The organism is Janthinobacterium sp. 1L-D-8-B-C4 (genome assembly GCF_057291295.1).
Genome location: NZ_JBXAVX010000001.1, coordinates 115476 through 131389 on the forward strand (window position 1 = coordinate 115476; position 15914 = coordinate 131389).

Annotated in this window: 15 protein-coding genes; 5 read left to right on the forward strand and 10 right to left on the reverse strand. The window is 62.2% G+C overall.

What is annotated here, in order from left to right; all coding sequences use genetic code 11:
• Nucleotides 1-89: 89 nt before the first annotated feature.
• From AC0Z42_RS00560 to AC0Z42_RS00590, 7 genes are all read right to left on the reverse strand, one after another.
• The gene (locus AC0Z42_RS00560; RefSeq protein WP_485466284.1) at nt 90-1058 is read right to left on the reverse strand and encodes a FecR domain-containing protein; all 969 of its coding nucleotides are present in this window, start codon (nt 1056-1058) and stop codon (nt 90-92) included.
• Entirely contained in the window at nt 1055-1597 is a 543-nt protein-coding gene (locus AC0Z42_RS00565; RefSeq protein ID WP_485466285.1) for a sigma-70 family RNA polymerase sigma factor, read from the reverse strand. The genes AC0Z42_RS00560 and AC0Z42_RS00565 overlap by 4 nt, the downstream gene beginning before the upstream one ends.
• A 28-nt stretch (nt 1598-1625) precedes the next feature.
• Nucleotides 1626-2225 (reverse strand): metal-dependent hydrolase, encoded by a 600-nt coding sequence (locus tag AC0Z42_RS00570; protein ID WP_485466286.1) that lies wholly within the window; start codon nt 2223-2225, stop codon nt 1626-1628.
• Nucleotides 2226-2582: 357 nt separating this feature from the next.
• Nucleotides 2583-4145, reverse strand: a complete 1563-nt coding sequence (locus AC0Z42_RS00575; protein WP_485466287.1) for an FHA domain-containing protein — start codon at nt 4143-4145, stop codon at nt 2583-2585.
• Nucleotides 4146-4397: 252 nt separating this feature from the next.
• Complete coding sequence (locus AC0Z42_RS00580; RefSeq protein WP_485466288.1) at nt 4398-5327, reverse strand: PP2C family protein-serine/threonine phosphatase; 930 nt, start codon at nt 5325-5327, stop codon at nt 4398-4400.
• Between the two features lie 164 nt (nt 5328-5491).
• A complete protein-coding gene (locus AC0Z42_RS00585; protein WP_485466289.1) occupies nt 5492-5944 on the reverse strand; it encodes a glycine zipper 2TM domain-containing protein in 453 nt (150 codons plus the stop codon).
• A 79-nt stretch (nt 5945-6023) separates the two neighbouring features.
• Nucleotides 6024-6596, reverse strand: a complete 573-nt coding sequence (locus AC0Z42_RS00590; RefSeq protein ID WP_485466290.1) for a GNAT family N-acetyltransferase — start codon at nt 6594-6596, stop codon at nt 6024-6026.
• Nucleotides 6597-6765: 169 nt separating this feature from the next.
• Here AC0Z42_RS00590 and AC0Z42_RS00595 point away from each other — a divergent pair, with 169 nt between their 5' ends.
• The gene (locus AC0Z42_RS00595; RefSeq protein ID WP_485466291.1) at nt 6766-8199 is read left to right on the forward strand and encodes a M20/M25/M40 family metallo-hydrolase; all 1434 of its coding nucleotides are present in this window, start codon (nt 6766-6768) and stop codon (nt 8197-8199) included.
• A gap of 11 nt (nt 8200-8210) precedes the next feature.
• Here AC0Z42_RS00595 and AC0Z42_RS00600 read toward each other — a convergent pair whose 3' ends face one another.
• From AC0Z42_RS00600 to AC0Z42_RS00610, 3 genes are all read right to left on the reverse strand, one after another.
• Entirely contained in the window at nt 8211-9683 is a 1473-nt protein-coding gene (locus AC0Z42_RS00600; RefSeq protein ID WP_485466761.1) for a virulence factor, read from the reverse strand.
• The gene (locus AC0Z42_RS00605) at nt 9676-11814 is read right to left on the reverse strand and encodes a T6SS effector phospholipase Tle3 domain-containing protein (RefSeq protein WP_485466292.1); all 2139 of its coding nucleotides are present in this window, start codon (nt 11812-11814) and stop codon (nt 9676-9678) included. The genes AC0Z42_RS00600 and AC0Z42_RS00605 overlap by 8 nt, the downstream gene beginning before the upstream one ends.
• Before the next feature lie 116 nt (nt 11815-11930).
• Nucleotides 11931-12788 carry an MBL fold metallo-hydrolase gene (locus AC0Z42_RS00610; RefSeq protein ID WP_485466762.1) on the reverse strand — a complete coding sequence of 286 codons (858 nt, stop codon included), beginning with the start codon at nt 12786-12788 and terminating at the stop codon, nt 11931-11933.
• A 173-nt stretch (nt 12789-12961) separates the two neighbouring features.
• On the opposite strand from AC0Z42_RS00610, the gene AC0Z42_RS00615 reads away from it, so the two are divergent.
• The 4 genes from AC0Z42_RS00615 (at nt 12962) to prpC (ending at nt 15912) form a co-directional block, all read left to right on the forward strand.
• Complete coding sequence (locus AC0Z42_RS00615) at nt 12962-13204, forward strand: hypothetical protein (protein WP_485466293.1); 243 nt, start codon at nt 12962-12964, stop codon at nt 13202-13204.
• Between the two features lie 89 nt (nt 13205-13293).
• Nucleotides 13294-13542 carry a hypothetical protein gene (locus AC0Z42_RS00620; protein WP_485466294.1) on the forward strand — a complete coding sequence of 83 codons (249 nt, stop codon included), beginning with the start codon at nt 13294-13296 and terminating at the stop codon, nt 13540-13542.
• A 304-nt stretch (nt 13543-13846) separates the two neighbouring features.
• A complete protein-coding gene (gene prpB / locus AC0Z42_RS00625; protein WP_485466295.1) occupies nt 13847-14737 on the forward strand; it encodes a methylisocitrate lyase in 891 nt (296 codons plus the stop codon).
• A 20-nt stretch (nt 14738-14757) separates the two neighbouring features.
• Nucleotides 14758-15912: a bifunctional 2-methylcitrate synthase/citrate synthase gene (prpC, locus tag AC0Z42_RS00630; RefSeq protein ID WP_485466296.1), complete on the forward strand. Its 1155-nt coding sequence runs from the start codon at nt 14758-14760 to the stop codon at nt 15910-15912.
• Nucleotides 15913-15914 lie beyond the last annotated feature (2 nt).

Here is a 15914-nt window from a genome sequence, read left to right on the forward strand (position 1 = left end):
GGGATGGTGGTGGCGTACATCGGCTGCTTGCCTGGTAAGCCGAAGCAGCGGCCCGAAACACCAACCCCAAAACAGAAAAAAAGTAAAAATCAGCTGGCAAGCGGGCCGACCGTACCCCAGAAGCGCGTCACATAAGTAACTTGCAAGCCGTGCGACACGCACAGGCTTTCCAGCGCGGCGTCGATATCGTCGAGGCGATAAGTGCCCGTGACGCTCTGCTGCGCTACCCTGGCGTCACAGGCGAGGTGGCCGCGCCGGTAGCGCGCCAGTTCGGCCACCAGGCGCTGTAAAGGCCAATCGAAGGCCACCAGCATTGCGCGCGTCCAGCTGTCCTGGTGGCGCGGCGCCGGCATCACGCCACCGTCGCCCAATCGGGTAAACCGCAGCTGCTGGCCCGCTTCGACGCGGCGGGTTTTGCCGGACGCGGCATGGCCATGGCTGCGCACTTCCACCGCGTGCTCGAACACGGTCACGCTGCTTGCCTCTGCGTCGCAGCGCACGGCAAAGCGCGTGCCCAGTGCGCGGATCACGCCGTGCACGGTGTCGACCAGGAAAGGGCGCGCGTCGGGCGCGGTGGCGACCATGATTTCGCCGCGATGCAGGCGCAGCAAACGGCGCGTGGCACTGTACTCGAGGTCGGCCGCGCTGTCGGTGTTCAACTCCAGGGTGCCGCCATCGGCCAGTATCACGCGCCGGCGCTGGCCTGGCGCCGTGCGCAGCGCCGCCCTCCAGGACTGCCAGGCGCTGGACTCCATGCCGATCTGCCCCAGCCGGATGCCGCCGGCGGTGGCCGCCAGCATCGCCAGCAGCTTGGCGGCCGCGCGGCGTTTTACATGCGAGGCCTGCAGCGCCGGCAGCGCCAGGGTGGCGGGAATCGATTTCATCTGGCCGTTCATCTGCCGCAGCAGGTCCCAGGCGCGCACATGTTCGCCGCTTTCGGCCAGCCATGCCGCCAGCGCCATCGGGTCTGCGCTGCCGCAGCACAGCTCCACATGCCAGTGGGCGGCCTGGGCCAGCACTGAGCGGCTGATGGGTGCTATCGGCGCTGCGGGCGTCATGCGGCCGCCAGCACCAGGCATTCGGTATAGGCACGCACCAGGTGCTTTTTTACCGTGGGCAGGGACACGCCCAGGCGCTTGCCGATCTCCACATAGCTCAGCTCTTCGATCTGCGCCAGCAGGAAGATGGTGCGCGTGCGCGTGCCAAGGCGGTCGAGCAGGCGGTCGACCGCCAGCAGGGTTTCGATAATGATGGCCTGGGTTTCGGCCGAGATGGTTTGCGGTTCCGGCTGCTGCGCCAGCGCGTCGAGATAGGCTTGCTCCAGGGCCTGGCGGCGGTAGCGGTCGACCAGCAGCCCGCGCGCGATCGTCGCCAGGTAGCCACGCGGCTCGCGCAGCGGCGCCGCTTCGCGCTTGCCCAGCAGGCGCACAAAGGTATCCTGCGCCAGGTCGGCCGCATCGCCGGCATTGCCCAGCTTGCCGCGCAGCCAGCCATGCAGCCAGCCGTGGTGTTCGCGGTACAGGGTGTTCAGTTGCGGCAGGTGGGTGGTGCTGACGGTACTCACTGCGGACTCCATGATATTGAGAATGATACTCATTCATTATCACATTGCCGTGGCTGGTTCGTCAATTCCCGGGGCCCAGCCGCCACTCCCGCAGCCACTGCCAGCAGGCGTCCAGGGCCGCGCTCATCCATTCGGTCGACCACAGCGGCCAGCCCTGTATAAACCCCGCGGCGCGCCGCAAATGAAGCCCGTCGAAAAACACATGGTCGGCCACGATGGTGGCGGCCAGCCAGGCAGCGCCGATGACGATCAGGTCGTGGCGGCCGCTCTTCCACCAGCGCAGCGAGTGGCGGCGGATAATCCACGGCACGCCCAGCGGATTGGGCCAGTCGGCCAGCAAATGCATGATGCCGCCAGCGGCAAAGCCGAACAGCGGCGGCGCCCATGCATGGTGGGGCAGTTGCAGGTAGGTATAGACCAGTAGCGCGATCCAGGCCAGGCCCCAGTGGGTCCAGGTGCGGTGCGTGATCCACAGCCGGCGCTTGGGCGCCCACCAGGCCACTTCCAGCCAGTCCGGCGCGGTGCCGCCCAGCGCGCCCATTACAAAGGCAAGCATGCTCAGCACTTGGTACGGGCCGCCAGCGCCGGCGTGGGCGACCAGCGCCGCGGCGATCACGCCGGCGGCCCAGCCAGTCGCATGGTGCGCTTTATTTGAAGCCATAGGAAATGTAAAACACGCAGCGCGCGCTGTGTAAAACGTCAGGGAGATTTGCTGGATGAATATACAGTACGCAAGGGCGTAGTGCGAGGCAATTTGTACAATAAGACTAAATTATTTGTTAAATAGCAGTCGCTTCAGCTTGCCTTAAGCTGGCGTAGCAGCCGTACTGGACAGGAAACAGAGTTATGCGGCTGATAATGCATTTTCCGCGATGCGCGCTATGCTGGAATCCTGAGTGAACGTTGGGAGGACTGCCATGAAAATTCCGCGTGAAATACAGATCCCGGCCATCGTGCTGAGCCTTCAGGCGATCTTTATCGTCGGTGTGTCGCTGATCTTTTTGGTACTGGTGCCGAACTAGGCGGTGAGTACCGCGCTGTCGCACAGGCTGACGCCTTCGGTGCGGATGATCCAGCATTCGGGATAGGCTTCGCTGGCGAAACGGTTATGCCGGGCAAAGCCGGCGAGTTTGTCGAGCGCGGTGGCGGGCGCCAGCGCGGTTTCCTTGCCGCTGGCACAATCGAGGTGCCAGAAACCGCCGTTGCGATGAAACAGCACCGGTAGCGCGGCCGCCTGCGGTGCAAGGCTGTGCGGCGAAGGCACGACCACCGGCCGCGCTTCGGGCAGCAGCAAATAAAAACACTCGGCATGCGCGCCCTGGTCGAGGCGGTGCAAGATCACGCCATGCTGCAGAATGGCCGACACGCCCAGCACCACGATGCCCTTGATACTGGCCGTCAGCTCGATGCGCATGCCCGGGCGCAAGGCTACCGGCTTGTGCTTGCCTGGCCATACGCCGTCGAGCAGCATGCCGTAGCGCGACACGTCTTCGATGTCAAAACCCTGCGCGCTGCGGCGGATCACGGCATGGCGGCCGGAAAGCCGGCGCGTCAGGCCATTATTGTCCTGGCCGTCGGCGCTGAAATGGCTGAGCAGTACATCGGCTTCAGGATCGACCAGTTCGAACCGGCCCAGCATGCATTCTTCCAGCGCAAACAAACGGATCTGGCGCTGTTCGCCCGCTTCCGGCGCCGCATTGACGATGCAGGCTGCCGTGCTGGGATGCGGGTGGCAGTCGCTGGCGGCTGGCACGTCGACTTCGATCAGTTCCTCGTCCCAGGCGATGGTGGTAAAGCCCATGTCGATCTTGCCTTGCGGCGCCGACAGGTCGACATGGGCGATGCCGGCATTGCGCGCTGTCACGTCCAGGTTGCAGCCGTCGCCGCCGGTCACGCGCGCGATCGAGGCGTCATCGGCCATCACGCGCACGTTTTTGTGGGTGCTGAGGAAGATCTGGTGGATTTCGGTCAGGGTGGCGTCGCGGCGCGGCACCAGGATGACAAACGTGCACACCCATTTCTGCGCCACTGCGCCATCAACGTGGCTCAGTACGTCCACCTCGATCTGGTATTGCCCGTGTTCCTTGTTGCGCGATGAAAACTCGACAAACACGGGCCGCCAGTCGCCGCGCGTGGTGCGCACCACATCATGCTGTACCTGGCCGCGCGCGATCAGATCGGAGCGCAGGCGCAAGCTCAGTTGCGGCGCGCAATGGGTGTCCAGGCCGCGCAATTCCATTTTCAGTGTTTGCCGGCCACCTGCGGCACGCGGATCGAAACCGCTGATATGCAGATGCGTCTGCACCGCCGCGCTTGCAGGCTGGGCAGGCGTCACTGGCGGACGCATGATCGGCATGCTGACCGAATTGACGGGCGGCGAAACCGCCATTGGCAGTGATACCACGGACGCAGGCACACCCGCCGTTGCCGATTGCTCGGAACGGGCGCTGCGCATGGCGCTCAGCAGGTCATAGCTGGTAAGAGCCTGGACTGGCTGCGGGTGGTTGCCCGCGCAGACCTGCTCACCAGGCAAGACCCAGAACGTACAGTGCGGGTGCTCCGGGTTGCTGCATTTTTTCATGTGGTGGAAACTCGACCGGGTGGGAGCGTGGCGCTCTCTGTTATAGACAAGAGCTTACGCCCTTTTGACCTTGCTTGGCAACAAGCATGATTGCGCCACCGCCTGTTTTTTCAGCAGTTGTGCAGTATCGCCAACGCAGCGTCCAAAATCGCCGGAAACCATTGCCTAAAATCACATTTTATGGATTTTAAGATAGTTATTTATTGCAATTTTTTCGTTCCGCTCCTGCCCGGTCTGGTGCTCTGCGGCAGGTCAGGCCATGACGCGCAGCGCCAGCAAGGTGAGATTGTCGCTGTGTAAGCCTTGCGGTGGGTGGGACAGGAAATCGTCGAACAGCGCCTCGCTGGCCTGCGCCGCCGTGCGGCCTGCGCACAAGGCTGGCCAGCGGGCAAGGACGCTGGCGGGATCGGGGCAGGACCAGAAGCCGTCGCTGGCCAGCAGATACAGGGCGTCGCGGCGCAGCCGCACCACACGGCGGTCTCCCAGGTGCGCCAGGAAGGGCGGCAGGTTGCCTTCGTCCAGCGCATGCAGCGATGGGGCCAGTACTTGCGGATCGACGATGACGTTGCCTAATATAAAAGCTTGCGAGATCTGCGGCTGGTGTTCGCCATACACCTGACTATGCCATTGCTGCTCGCTGATCACGCCATGCATGGCGTACACGGTGGCCGGCACATGATCGACCGTCAGGGGAGTGACAGCACCATCGGCCACTTCATACAGGCGCGAATCGCCCACGTGATACAACAGCGGCTCTTGCTGCGGCGCAATTTCCAGCAGGGTCAGGGTGGTGCCGGGCGGGCGCGACCGGGTTTCGGGGCCGGTATCGAAAGCCGCTTGCAGGCGCGCGTGCAACTGGTCCAGCTGGCTTGCCAGGCTGGCAGCATCAACGCAGGCCGGCATCACCAGCAGCCCCTGCACGGTGGCCTCGGCCGCCTCCCGGCCATGGCCATGGCCGCCCATGCCATCGAGCACGGCCAGGCGCACATGGCCGGCCGGCCAGTCTGCAACCTGGCCACGCCAGGGCGTTTGCCCCACCAGGCAGGCGGCATGGCCGGTGGCGTCGATCAGCAGGAAATTGTCCTGGTTCTCGCGCCGCGCCATGGGGCCAGCACCCACGCTGCTGCCAGCGGCGGCGTCCAGTCGCGGGCCGAAATCGAGTTGGTCTTTGATGAAATGCATCGGAGATGGCAGCCCTGGCGGATATGAATGTTGATAATAAATATAGCTTGCCTGACACAGCTTAGCCGATCCTGCCGAAGGGCGATACCTTGCGCTGACGTAAAAGAATGCAAAAAACCTGCGGCAGCGAAGCTGGCGCAGGTTTCTGTCAGAAGCGCAGACGCTTAGCGGCGATGTCCCCAGCCACGGTCGTCGCGGTAGCCACGGCGGTCATCCCAGCGATCGTGGTCGCGGTAGTAGCCACGGCCAGGCTGCACATACACCACCGGCGGCGGGCCGTAGTAGCGTGGTGGCGGCGCGTAGTACACGGGGCGCGGCGCAGGCTGGTAGTACACCGGTGGCGCGCTCTGGTAGTAGCTGCCGCGGTAGCCGCGGTCATAGCCCCGGTTGTAGCCGCGATCATAGCCGCGGTCGCCCGTGCGCAGGCTGTTGCCGACGGCGGCACCGATCACGCCGCCAACGATCGCGCCGTTGGTGCCGCCAGTGTTGTTGCCGATCGCCGCTCCGACGACGGCGCCGGCAACGGTATTGAAGTCGCGGTCACCGGCGGCCGTTGCTGCCGATGAGACAGCTACAGCCGCTACCATTACCGCACCCAGGAGTTTCTTGTTCAACATGGCATTTCCTTCCAATCCGGCGAGATCACAGTGATCTGCATGAATGAACTATAGCGGCTGCATAAAACTTGATCCATGTCTAATACAACTTATTACAATCCGTCCATGTCGGTAACAAGTCAGCCTGGCGGCCAGCTTGCCACTCCGGCCGCAACAATCCATACATCTTGACGTCGCGCATCACGCCGTTGATGAAGAACGCCTGGCGCAGCACGCCTTCCTGCGTAAAACCGCATTTTTGTGCAATCCGCTCGGAAGCGGTATTGAGCGGATCCATCAGCAGCTCCAGCCGGTGATAAGGATAGGCGCGGAACAGGTAGTCGACCAGCAACTGCGTCGCCTCGCTGGTGTAGCCGCGTCCGTTGCGCTGCGGGTCGAACAGGCGGTAGCCGATCTCGCGGCTGCTGGGCGTGCGGCTCTTGAAATGGGTAATCGTGCCGATCATCTCCTGGTGCTGGTCTTCAATGATGAACAGCTCGCTGTCTTCGGTGACGAAGCCCGTTTGCATGAAGTCGCGCCGCAGCGCTTCGGGCGACTTCAGCTGCGGCGAAAAGAACGCGCCGCGCGAGGGCAGGTCGTTGACCAGCGCGATATACGTGGCCAGGTCGGCGGCCTGCAGGTGGCGCAAGCTGCACAGTGTTCCTTTGATCATGGCAATTCCCGAAGCAAGAGAGCCTGCATGGTACGCCATCGCGGTAATGGCCTGCAATCGGCCGGCTGCAAAATTGCTGCAAGCACAGAATAAATACGCTATCGTGCCGGGCTGCGCCCTGCGTTGCGATGCAAGGCGCACCAGCCCCATCCACCATCACAGGACTCGCATGCCTTCCGTACAACTACACCGTTCCCTTGTTTTCGTGCTGCTCGGCAGCGCCATCAGCGCCGGCGCACTGGCCGCCGCACCGGGCAATGACCCGGCCGCGCTGGCGCAAGTGCGCGATACCGCGCTGCAAAGCGACTGGGCGTATGCGCGCCTGGCCGACATGACCGATCTGATCGGCCCGCGCCTGTCCGGCTCCGCCGGCGCCGCGGCCGCCGTCGAACAGGTGGCCGCCACCATGCGCGCTCTGGGCGCCAAAGTGACCTTGCAACCGGTCAAAGTGCCGCACTGGGTGCGCGGCGTGGAAACGGCGCAAATCGTCGACTACGCCGGCCGTCCCCAGGGTGTCTCGCAGCGCGTGGTGCTGACCGCGCTGGGCGGCTCGGGCGCGACGCCCGCCGCCGGCTTGACGGCGCCCGTCATCATCGTCAAGAGCTTCGAGGAAATGACAGCGCGCGCTGCAGAAGTCAAAGGCGCCATCGTGCTGATCGACACGCCGTTCGACCAGGAAATGGCCGAACGCGGCCTGGCCGGCACCACCTACGGCCAGGGTTCGCGTTTTCGTTTCGCTGGCCCGAAAGCGGCGGCCGAGCTGGGCGCCGCCGCCGCGCTGGTGCGCTCGATCGGCGGCGCCGATTTCCGCATTCCGCACGCCGGCGCCACCGGCCTGGAAGACGGCAAGCGCATTCCGGCCGCCGCCGTCACGGTGGAAGACGCGCTGCTGATCGGCCGCCTGGCCGCGCGCGGCCCGATGAAGATGCACCTGACCCTGACGCCGCAAAACCTGCCCGACGCCGACAGCTACAACGTGATCGCCGACTGGCCGGGCACCGACAAGGCCGGCGAAGTGGTGATCGTTTCAGGCCACCTCGATTCCTGGGACCTGGCCACCGGCGCGCATGATGACGGTGCCGGCGTGGTGGCGGCGATGGGCGTGATCGAGACCCTGAAAAAGCTCGACTACCGCCCGCGCCGCACCATCCGCGTGATCGCCTGGATGAACGAGGAAAATGGCGGCCGCGGCGGCCAGGCCTATTTCGAGGCGAACCAGCAGGCGCTGGGCAAGCAATACGCCGCGATTGAAATGGACATGGGCGCTGGTCGCCCGTTCGGCATCCTGGCCAGCGTCGGTCCGAAATCGGAAAAACTGTTCGCACCGCTGCGCACCGCCCTCCAGCCGATCGGCGCGCACGCATTTACCCGCCGCGACGCACTGGGTTCGGGCGACCTGCACCGCCTGGAAAAAGGCGGCGTCCCCAGCTTCGAGCCGCTGGTCGACAGCCATAGTTACTTCCACTACCACCACACGCCGGCCGATACCCTGGACAAGGTCGATCCCGACAACCTGAAACGCAACGTGGCACTGATGTCGTCGCTGGCGTGGTACCTGGCCAATCTGGATGGCGAGATCGGCAGGGCGCCCGAGCAGGAGTAAGCGGTAGCTGCTTACTGCGAGTAACCTTGGAGGGTATCGGCCGTGTCATGGCGGATGCCCCACCAGGGCAGGTAGGCATGGTTTTCGCCACGTGCGCGAAACCATGGTTTGCCGTGATCGATGGGCCGCACTTTGGCCGGCGGTAATACCATCACGCCGGTCAGGCTGGCGCTGTCGCTGGTGCCGGCCACCAGCACCGGCTTGCCCATGTGATTGGCGTAGGCAATCGCCAGCGCCACGTTCGTCAAGGCCGTACCGGCGCCCATCTCGCCCAGCAGCGCAGGCGTATTGAAGGTCTGCGGCAAAAAGTCGAACTCCGGCACTTCCAGGGTCAGCGCGTGCGCCAACTGGCGCAAGCGGTCGGATGAGGAAGGCAGGATATTGTTGGCGTCGTGGATCACATAGCCGATATTGTCTTCCGTCCTGCCGCCATTGCGCGCCGCTTGCGCAAACACCGATTGCCACGCTTGCACGGCGCGTGGAGGACTGTCCTTGGCCAGCTCGAAATCCGCCGCATTGTTAACCGACGGATAGCCAATCCACGCCAGCGCCGCGCGCTCTGTATTGTAGTTGGGGCCGGCGAGTACCAGCAGCACCAGGTTTTCGTTGATCTGCGTATGTTTCGGGCGGCTGGGCGCATCCCAGTTCATCACCCAGACCGTTTCCTCCGGATTTGCCTCGAGATAGGCGAGTGCGGTTGTCAAGGAAGAAAAGCCGGCGTTGTTGGCGCCCATGGTGATACGTACGTCGGGCGGGGTGGCGCGTGACCAGACGGTGGGGAAACTTCGGTTGCCGATGTCGAAGCTGTCAATGATGCGGTCGCGGATCATGTTTCGCGCTGCCTCCGCATCCAGCTTGCCCGCAGGTAGCGCAGATTCAACGCGTATGCCGGCCAATTCGCGCCAGTTTTTCGGTTTTCCTCGAGGATAGACCCGGTAAAAATAAGTGGGACTGGAAAAATAAATATCCCTGAACAAACCGGTTAATTTTCGTACATACTTGTAGTGATAGCCTTCGAATGTCTCCGTGCCATTGAGATCGTAAGCAATCGGCGCCACTGCCTGTAGCGTACCAAAACCCCGAGGATCGGTCCTGATCATATCGTCGTTCTTGTTGGGCCTGGCCAGGCCCAGAGTCCACAGCAATTGCCATTCAGACGGATAGTCGAGACGCTGCAAGGGATTGAGCCATTGCAGCCCGACTACCTGTGCCCGAAATGGCGGCTTTGGCGTTGCTACTTCCATCGAAGAAATTGCGTTTTGAGCAGGCTTTCCCGTGCTTGCGCACGCCGTCAGCAAACAGAAAAGCGCCAGCCCAGCGAGCATGGGGATGGCAACAAAACGTTTCATGATTTCTCCATTTGATGAGATGCCGGAATCTCCTGCTCTACCTTGCCATGTCAGCCAAAGCGCGGCGGCAACCAGCATGACAACAATCAAACTGAACAAGAACCGTTTGCGTGATGAGTTTTTCAGACTAGACATCATCAGTCCCAAGTGCGGATATGCCAGTCGGCGCCGCCCGGGCAGTACTGTTCTGGCGCTCATCCATTATCTTTGGCGGTTTTCTGGCAGGACTTTTTTCATCGTTGGCCCATTCAAATAGCGGTACGTTCTTGAATCTGCCGCTATCGTAATATTCAAAAAACTCCGCGTTGTTCGCTGTATCATTCAGACGTTCCAGCAATGTCCAGTCCGCCGCTATCCTCAGTGAACGAAGCTCATCCTGCCTGATCGTGCACACCCCCACCGCCACGTCATACGCCAGTGCCTTTTCCGCATGTTCCGCATTGGTCATGATGGTCGAATGATCGGTGGCGTGGGTGTCGATATTGGCTGCAAGATAGCTCCGGATTTCTTTCGTGCGCCAGGCCTGGAATTCGCTTGATGCTTGCTCCGGCTGGTCCACCGCTGTCACGGGCTGGCCTTTTTTCGCCATGCCGTCGCGCCTGGCCTGCATGCGCAGCATGCCGTTCTGTTCATAGCGCAGTGCCGCTTCGGTTTCCGCGTCGCCCTGACCCTGCGCGCGATGCGCGGCATACGCATCATCGGGTTCGGCGGGGCGCTGCCGGTTCAAGGCGTCAGAGGGTGCATCGTTACCCTCGTCAAACTGCTCGCTCGGCTTGCCATCACGCCTGGCATGGGGCAGGAAGGCTTCAGGCAGCTTAGGTGCTTTTATCGGCAGCAGCCAGGACTCGGGCGGCAAGGCATTGATGCGCGTACGTACCAGTTTCATCAGCACGATCATGACCGGCGCGAGCACAAAAGTCAGTATCTTGCGTCCGATGTATTGACTGGAGCGCATGCCTTTCTCGATGGAATATTCGGCAATCAGCGAGCTTGGATGCCAGAAATCCTGGTTGCCTGGCGCCAGTGGCACGCCGTCGCGCTGCCAGATATCGTAATCCCTTTCATTCTCCTGGCCGACCATATGGTTCTGTGCAAACACGCGCTGGGTGAAGACGCCTTCGCCGCCCGTATCGGCAATCTCCCGGGCCGACATGCCGCGCCAGCCGATGCCTTGCACGGGCGTGGCGGAAATCACCTGGTCGTGGGGATTGAAATACAGGGTGACCCGGCCACAGGTGGCGCCATGCAAGCCGTAGGCGGCCCGGTCAAGCGCCGCTTCATAGCCATCCTCGGGCCTGGCTTTTTTGTTGGCCGTGTATTTGTCGACAAACGCTGCATCCTGTTGCATCGCCTGCCGCGTGCGCAGGATATCGAAAAATGCCTTCAAGGTTGCCGTGCGCGCCGCGTATTTTTGCCGGCCCGTATTGCCGTGCTCATCCTTCAAATTGCCGCTGACCCAGTTCTCCGTAAAATTCTTGTCCAGCAGGCTGTATGGCGGATTGCACAGCACATAGCTGTCGGCCACCGCGTCAGCGCCCAAGGTGTCGCCCAGGAAGGCGGCCGCCATCGCCACCATATTGCCCTGGCTATGGCAGACGATGGTAACGGGTACATCTTTCTGGCAGGCGCGGATCGATTGCACCAGCCGCGCCAGGCGCCAGGCGGCGAACACGAAATAGGGACGTGGCGGACAGGCATACACTTGCCGGTCATTGGTCGGGTTCAAATGCTGGATATGCATCCACAAGAACAGTTCTTCCGACAGGCCCTGGCTCCACAGGTCGGGCAGGGCGCTGCAGCCGTTGGCGAACGGCCCGCCGCCCCAGTAGTTCTTTTCGTTCAGGTAGATGCCGTCGCCAAACTCCTGCAGTTCCGCGCTGCTGGCCTTATAGCCCCAGCGGAAACGGATCACGGGCGAATTGGCATCATCTGCGTGCAAGAAGGTGCTGGCGCTGCGCTTTGGATTGAGAAAGCCATCGTCGCTCAATTCGCGCTGGTAGCGCGCCGGTTTCATTTGCCCGCCGGCCGGGCCCGGTATCGCCATGTCTTCGTCGCGGCGTTTCAGGCGCTGGTTCAAGCCTTCGCACAAGCCCGCTTCAGCCTGCTCATACCATTCGCCATCGGAGTTGACGCCGTGCACGAAGATGATAATGCCGGGCCGCTGCAAACGCTGGACTATCCTGAGATCGCTATGGCTGAACAGCGCATGGCCTTCACCTTCACCGAGCAGTATGCAATCGGCATCAAGCTTGTACTCATTCCACATGCGGGCGCTCCGTCGGTGATCAGCGATCAGGAAAATTGCGCCAAGGCAAGCCCGGGCAATCTGCACTCTAGGTGGATATGCCGGGACAGGATTTGCGGGGGATCAAGGAAGGATAGTTACAGCGCGTCCAGCGGTATTTTCAGATAACGCACGCCATTCTCTTCCGGCTCGGGCAGCTTGCCCGCGTTGATATTGACTTGGATCGCAGGCAGTATCAGGGTCGGCATCTCCAGAGTGGCGTCGCGGCCGGTGCGCAGGGCCACGAATTGCGCTTCCGTGACGCCGTCGTGCAGGTGGATATTGCAGGCGCGCTGGGCGGCCACCGTGGTTTCCCAGCGCGCCTCGCGCCCGGCGGGCGGGTAGTCGTGGCACATGAAGAGGCGGGTTGCCGGCGGCAGCGACAGCAGGCGCTGGGCCGAGCGGTACAGCAGGGCGGCCGAACCGCCGGGAAAGTCGCAGCGCGCCGAGCCCACGTCGGGCATGAACAGGGTGTCGCCGACAAACACCGCGTCGCCGATCTGGTAGGCCAGGTCGGCCGGCGTGTGGCCCGGCACGTGCAGCGCGCGCACTTCGAGCGCGCCGATATGAAATACCTGGTCCGGCGCGAACAGCTGGTCGAATTGCGAACCGTCGGCCGTTGCACCGTGCTGGTGATAGATATCGGCAAACGCCTGCTGCACCGCCTGGATGGCGGCGCCGATGGCCACTTCGCCGCCCAGTTGCCGCTGCAAATAAGGCGCGGCCGACAGGTGGTCGGCGTGGGCGTGGGTTTCCAGCAGCCAGCGGCACGTCAACTTGTGTTCGCGCACAAAGGCGATCACCTTGTCGGCCGAGGTAGTCGCCGTGCGGCCCGCTTTCGGATCGTAGTCGAGCACGGAATCGATGATGGCGCAGGCGCCGCCTTCGCCTTCGTACACCACATAGGTGACGGTGGCGGTGGCGGTATCGAAGAAGGCTTGTATATGGGGCATCATCATGTTGGCGTAGAGCGGGCAGGGAAGGCCATTATATCGCCGCACTGGTTCAAAAAATATCTCGGATCATGATTTGATATGTAAAAAACGCATATCGACAGCGGCCAGCCGGTGCAAGGTGTGTGCCTCGCCACACGCTTCGTGCTAATCTCGTTGCCACAAGGAGGAAGTCCATGAACGATACCACTGCACGTAGCGAACAGTACCGCGGTTTCACGATCTCCGTGACGCCGCAAAAGGACAATGACGACCTGTGGGACTTCACCTACCACCTGCAGCGCGAAGCCGGCGCCGAAGGCGAAGCCAAGGACATCGAACGCAGCCGCACCCTGGGTGGCTACGCCACGCCCGAGACTGCCCGCGTGGCCGGCCTGGAAGTGGCCAAGACCGAAGTGGACAATCTGCTGCGTCCCTGACCGCCCGATTTGATCCACCGTAAATCGTTTGCCTTGAATGCACGGCGCTTCATGCTACGATTTCTTTTATTGCGCAAGGAGGCACCCCCATGAACAGCAGTTCCAAGATTCACTACAAAGGCTGGGAAATCGTTCCCCTGGCCGTGCCGACCAGCGATGGCAAATGGTCGGCCAGTTGCGATATCGAACGCGCCACGCCGGAAGGCCTGGAAGTGTTCGAAGGCTCGACCATGCAATTCGTGCGTGACGATGAAGACGGCGCGATTGCCGCCGCCTGCGAAGAAGCGGTGCGCCAGATCGACAATATTATCGCCAATCCGCTGGTGCGCCTCGCCTGAGGCCAGCCACGCATCGCTTTGCCGCGCAGCTGGCGTCCACCAGCTGCCTTTCACCATGTTGCATCCGTGTTTCATAAAATGTTTCATTTTGAGAATTTGAAACAAATATGAAACAGGTCGTCGTTCCTCAGTAGCACTTCCTGTTTCATTCATCCGCTCGCCATACCCCACAAGACGCCGCGATACGGTCGTTTCCCCTCTGGTGTGGGCCATCTGCAACGCTAAAACGGTCGCCTGGCACGGCATTTGCAATACCCATGTTCATAGCAGGTCCATGAAACATTCGAACCCATAAGGTGAACACATGAGTCTTTACTCCGCAGGTGCCGCATTCCGCAAGGCCGTCCAGGAAGAATCCCCGTTGCAAGTGGTCGGCGCCATCAATGCCAACCACGCCTTGCTGGCCAAACGCGCCGGCTTCAAGGCCATCTACCTGTCCGGTGGCGGCGTCGCGGCCGGCTCGCTGGGCCTGCCCGACCTGGGCATTTCCAACCTCGACGACGTACTGACCGATATCCGCCGCATTACCGACGTGTGCGACCTGCCGCTGCTGGTTGACGCCGATACCGGCTTCGGTTCGTCCGCCTTCAATGTGGCGCGCACGGTCAAGTCGATGATCAAGGCCGGCGCTGGCGCGCTGCATATTGAAGACCAGGTCGGCGCCAAGCGTTGTGGCCATCGTCCGGGCAAGGAAATCGTCAGCAAGGAAGAAATGGTCGACCGCATCAAGGCCGCCGTCGATGCGCGCACCGATCCGAACTTTGTCATCATGGCGCGCACCGATGCGCTGGCCGTCGATGGCCTGGAAGCGGCGCTGGAACGCGCGGTCGCCTGCGTCGAAGCGGGCGCCGACATGATCTTCCCGGAAGCGATCACGGACCTGGCGATGTACACCACGTTTGCCAGGGCCGTAAAGGTTCCGGTGCTGGCCAATATCACCGAGTTCGGCGCCACGCCCTTGTTCACGGTCGACGAATTGCGCAGCGCCGAAGTGGGCCTGGTGCTGTACCCGCTGTCCGCTTTCCGCGCCATGAACAAGGCGGCCGAAAACGTCTACACGGCGCTGCGCCGCGACGGCACGCAACAGAACGTATTGGACACCATGCAGACGCGCATGGAACTGTATGAATCGATCAATTACCACGACTTCGAACAAAAGCTGGACGCACTCTTTGCTGCGCAAAAAACCAAATAAATATCATTCCGGAGAAGACAATGACCGCACCACAAGCCACCACCTTCAAGCCTAAAAAATCCGTTGCCCTGTCCGGCGTCACCGCCGGCAATACCGCCCTGTGCTCGGTCGGAAAGACCGGCAACGATCTGCACTACCGCGGCTATGACATCCTGGACGTGGCCGACAGCTGCGAGTTCGAAGAAATCGCCTTCCTGCTGGTGCACGGCAAGCTGCCCACCACGGCCGAACTGAAAGGCTACAAGGCCAAGCTGAAGTCCCTGCGCGGCTTGCCGTCGGCCGTGAAAGCGGCACTGGAAGCGCTGCCGGCCGCCGCCCATCCGATGGACGTGATGCGCACCGGCGTGTCGGTACTGGGCTGCACCCTGCCTGAAAAAGACGACCATAACGCACCGGGCGCGCGCGATATCGCCGACCGCCTGATGGCCTCGTTCGGCTCGATGCTGCTGTACTGGTACCACTACAGCCATAACGGCAAGCGCATCGAAGTGGAAACCGACGACGATTCGATCGGCGGCCATTTCCTGCACCTGCTGCACGGCGAAAAACCGTCGGCGTCGTGGGAAAAAGCCATGCACACCTCCTTGATCCTGTACGCGGAACACGAGTTCAACGCCTCGACCTTCACCAGCCGCGTGATCGCCGGCACGGGCTCGGACATTCACTCGGCCATCACCGGCGCCATCGGCGCGCTGCGCGGCCCGAAACACGGCGGCGCCAATGAAGTGGCGCTCGATATTCAAAAGCGCTACGACACGCCTGACGAAGCCGAAGCGGATATCCGCGAGCGCGTCGCCAACAAGGAAGTGGTGATCGGCTTCGGCCACCCGGTCTACACGATCTCCGACCCGCGCAACGTGGTCATCAAGGAAGTGGCGCGCACCCTGTCGCAGGAAGCCGGTTCGACCAAGATGTTCGATATCGCCGAGCGCCTTGAATCGGTGATGTGGGAGATCAAGAACATGTTCCCTAACCTGGACTGGTTCTCGGCCGTGTCGTACCACATGATGGGCGTGCCGACGGCGATGTTTACGCCGCTGTTCGTTATTTCGCGCACCTCGGGCTGGGCGGCCCATATCATCGAACAGCGCATCGACAACAAGATCATCCGCCCGAGCGCCAATTACGTGGGCCCGGAAGACCTTGAATTCGTGCCGCTCAAGGACCGTACATAATG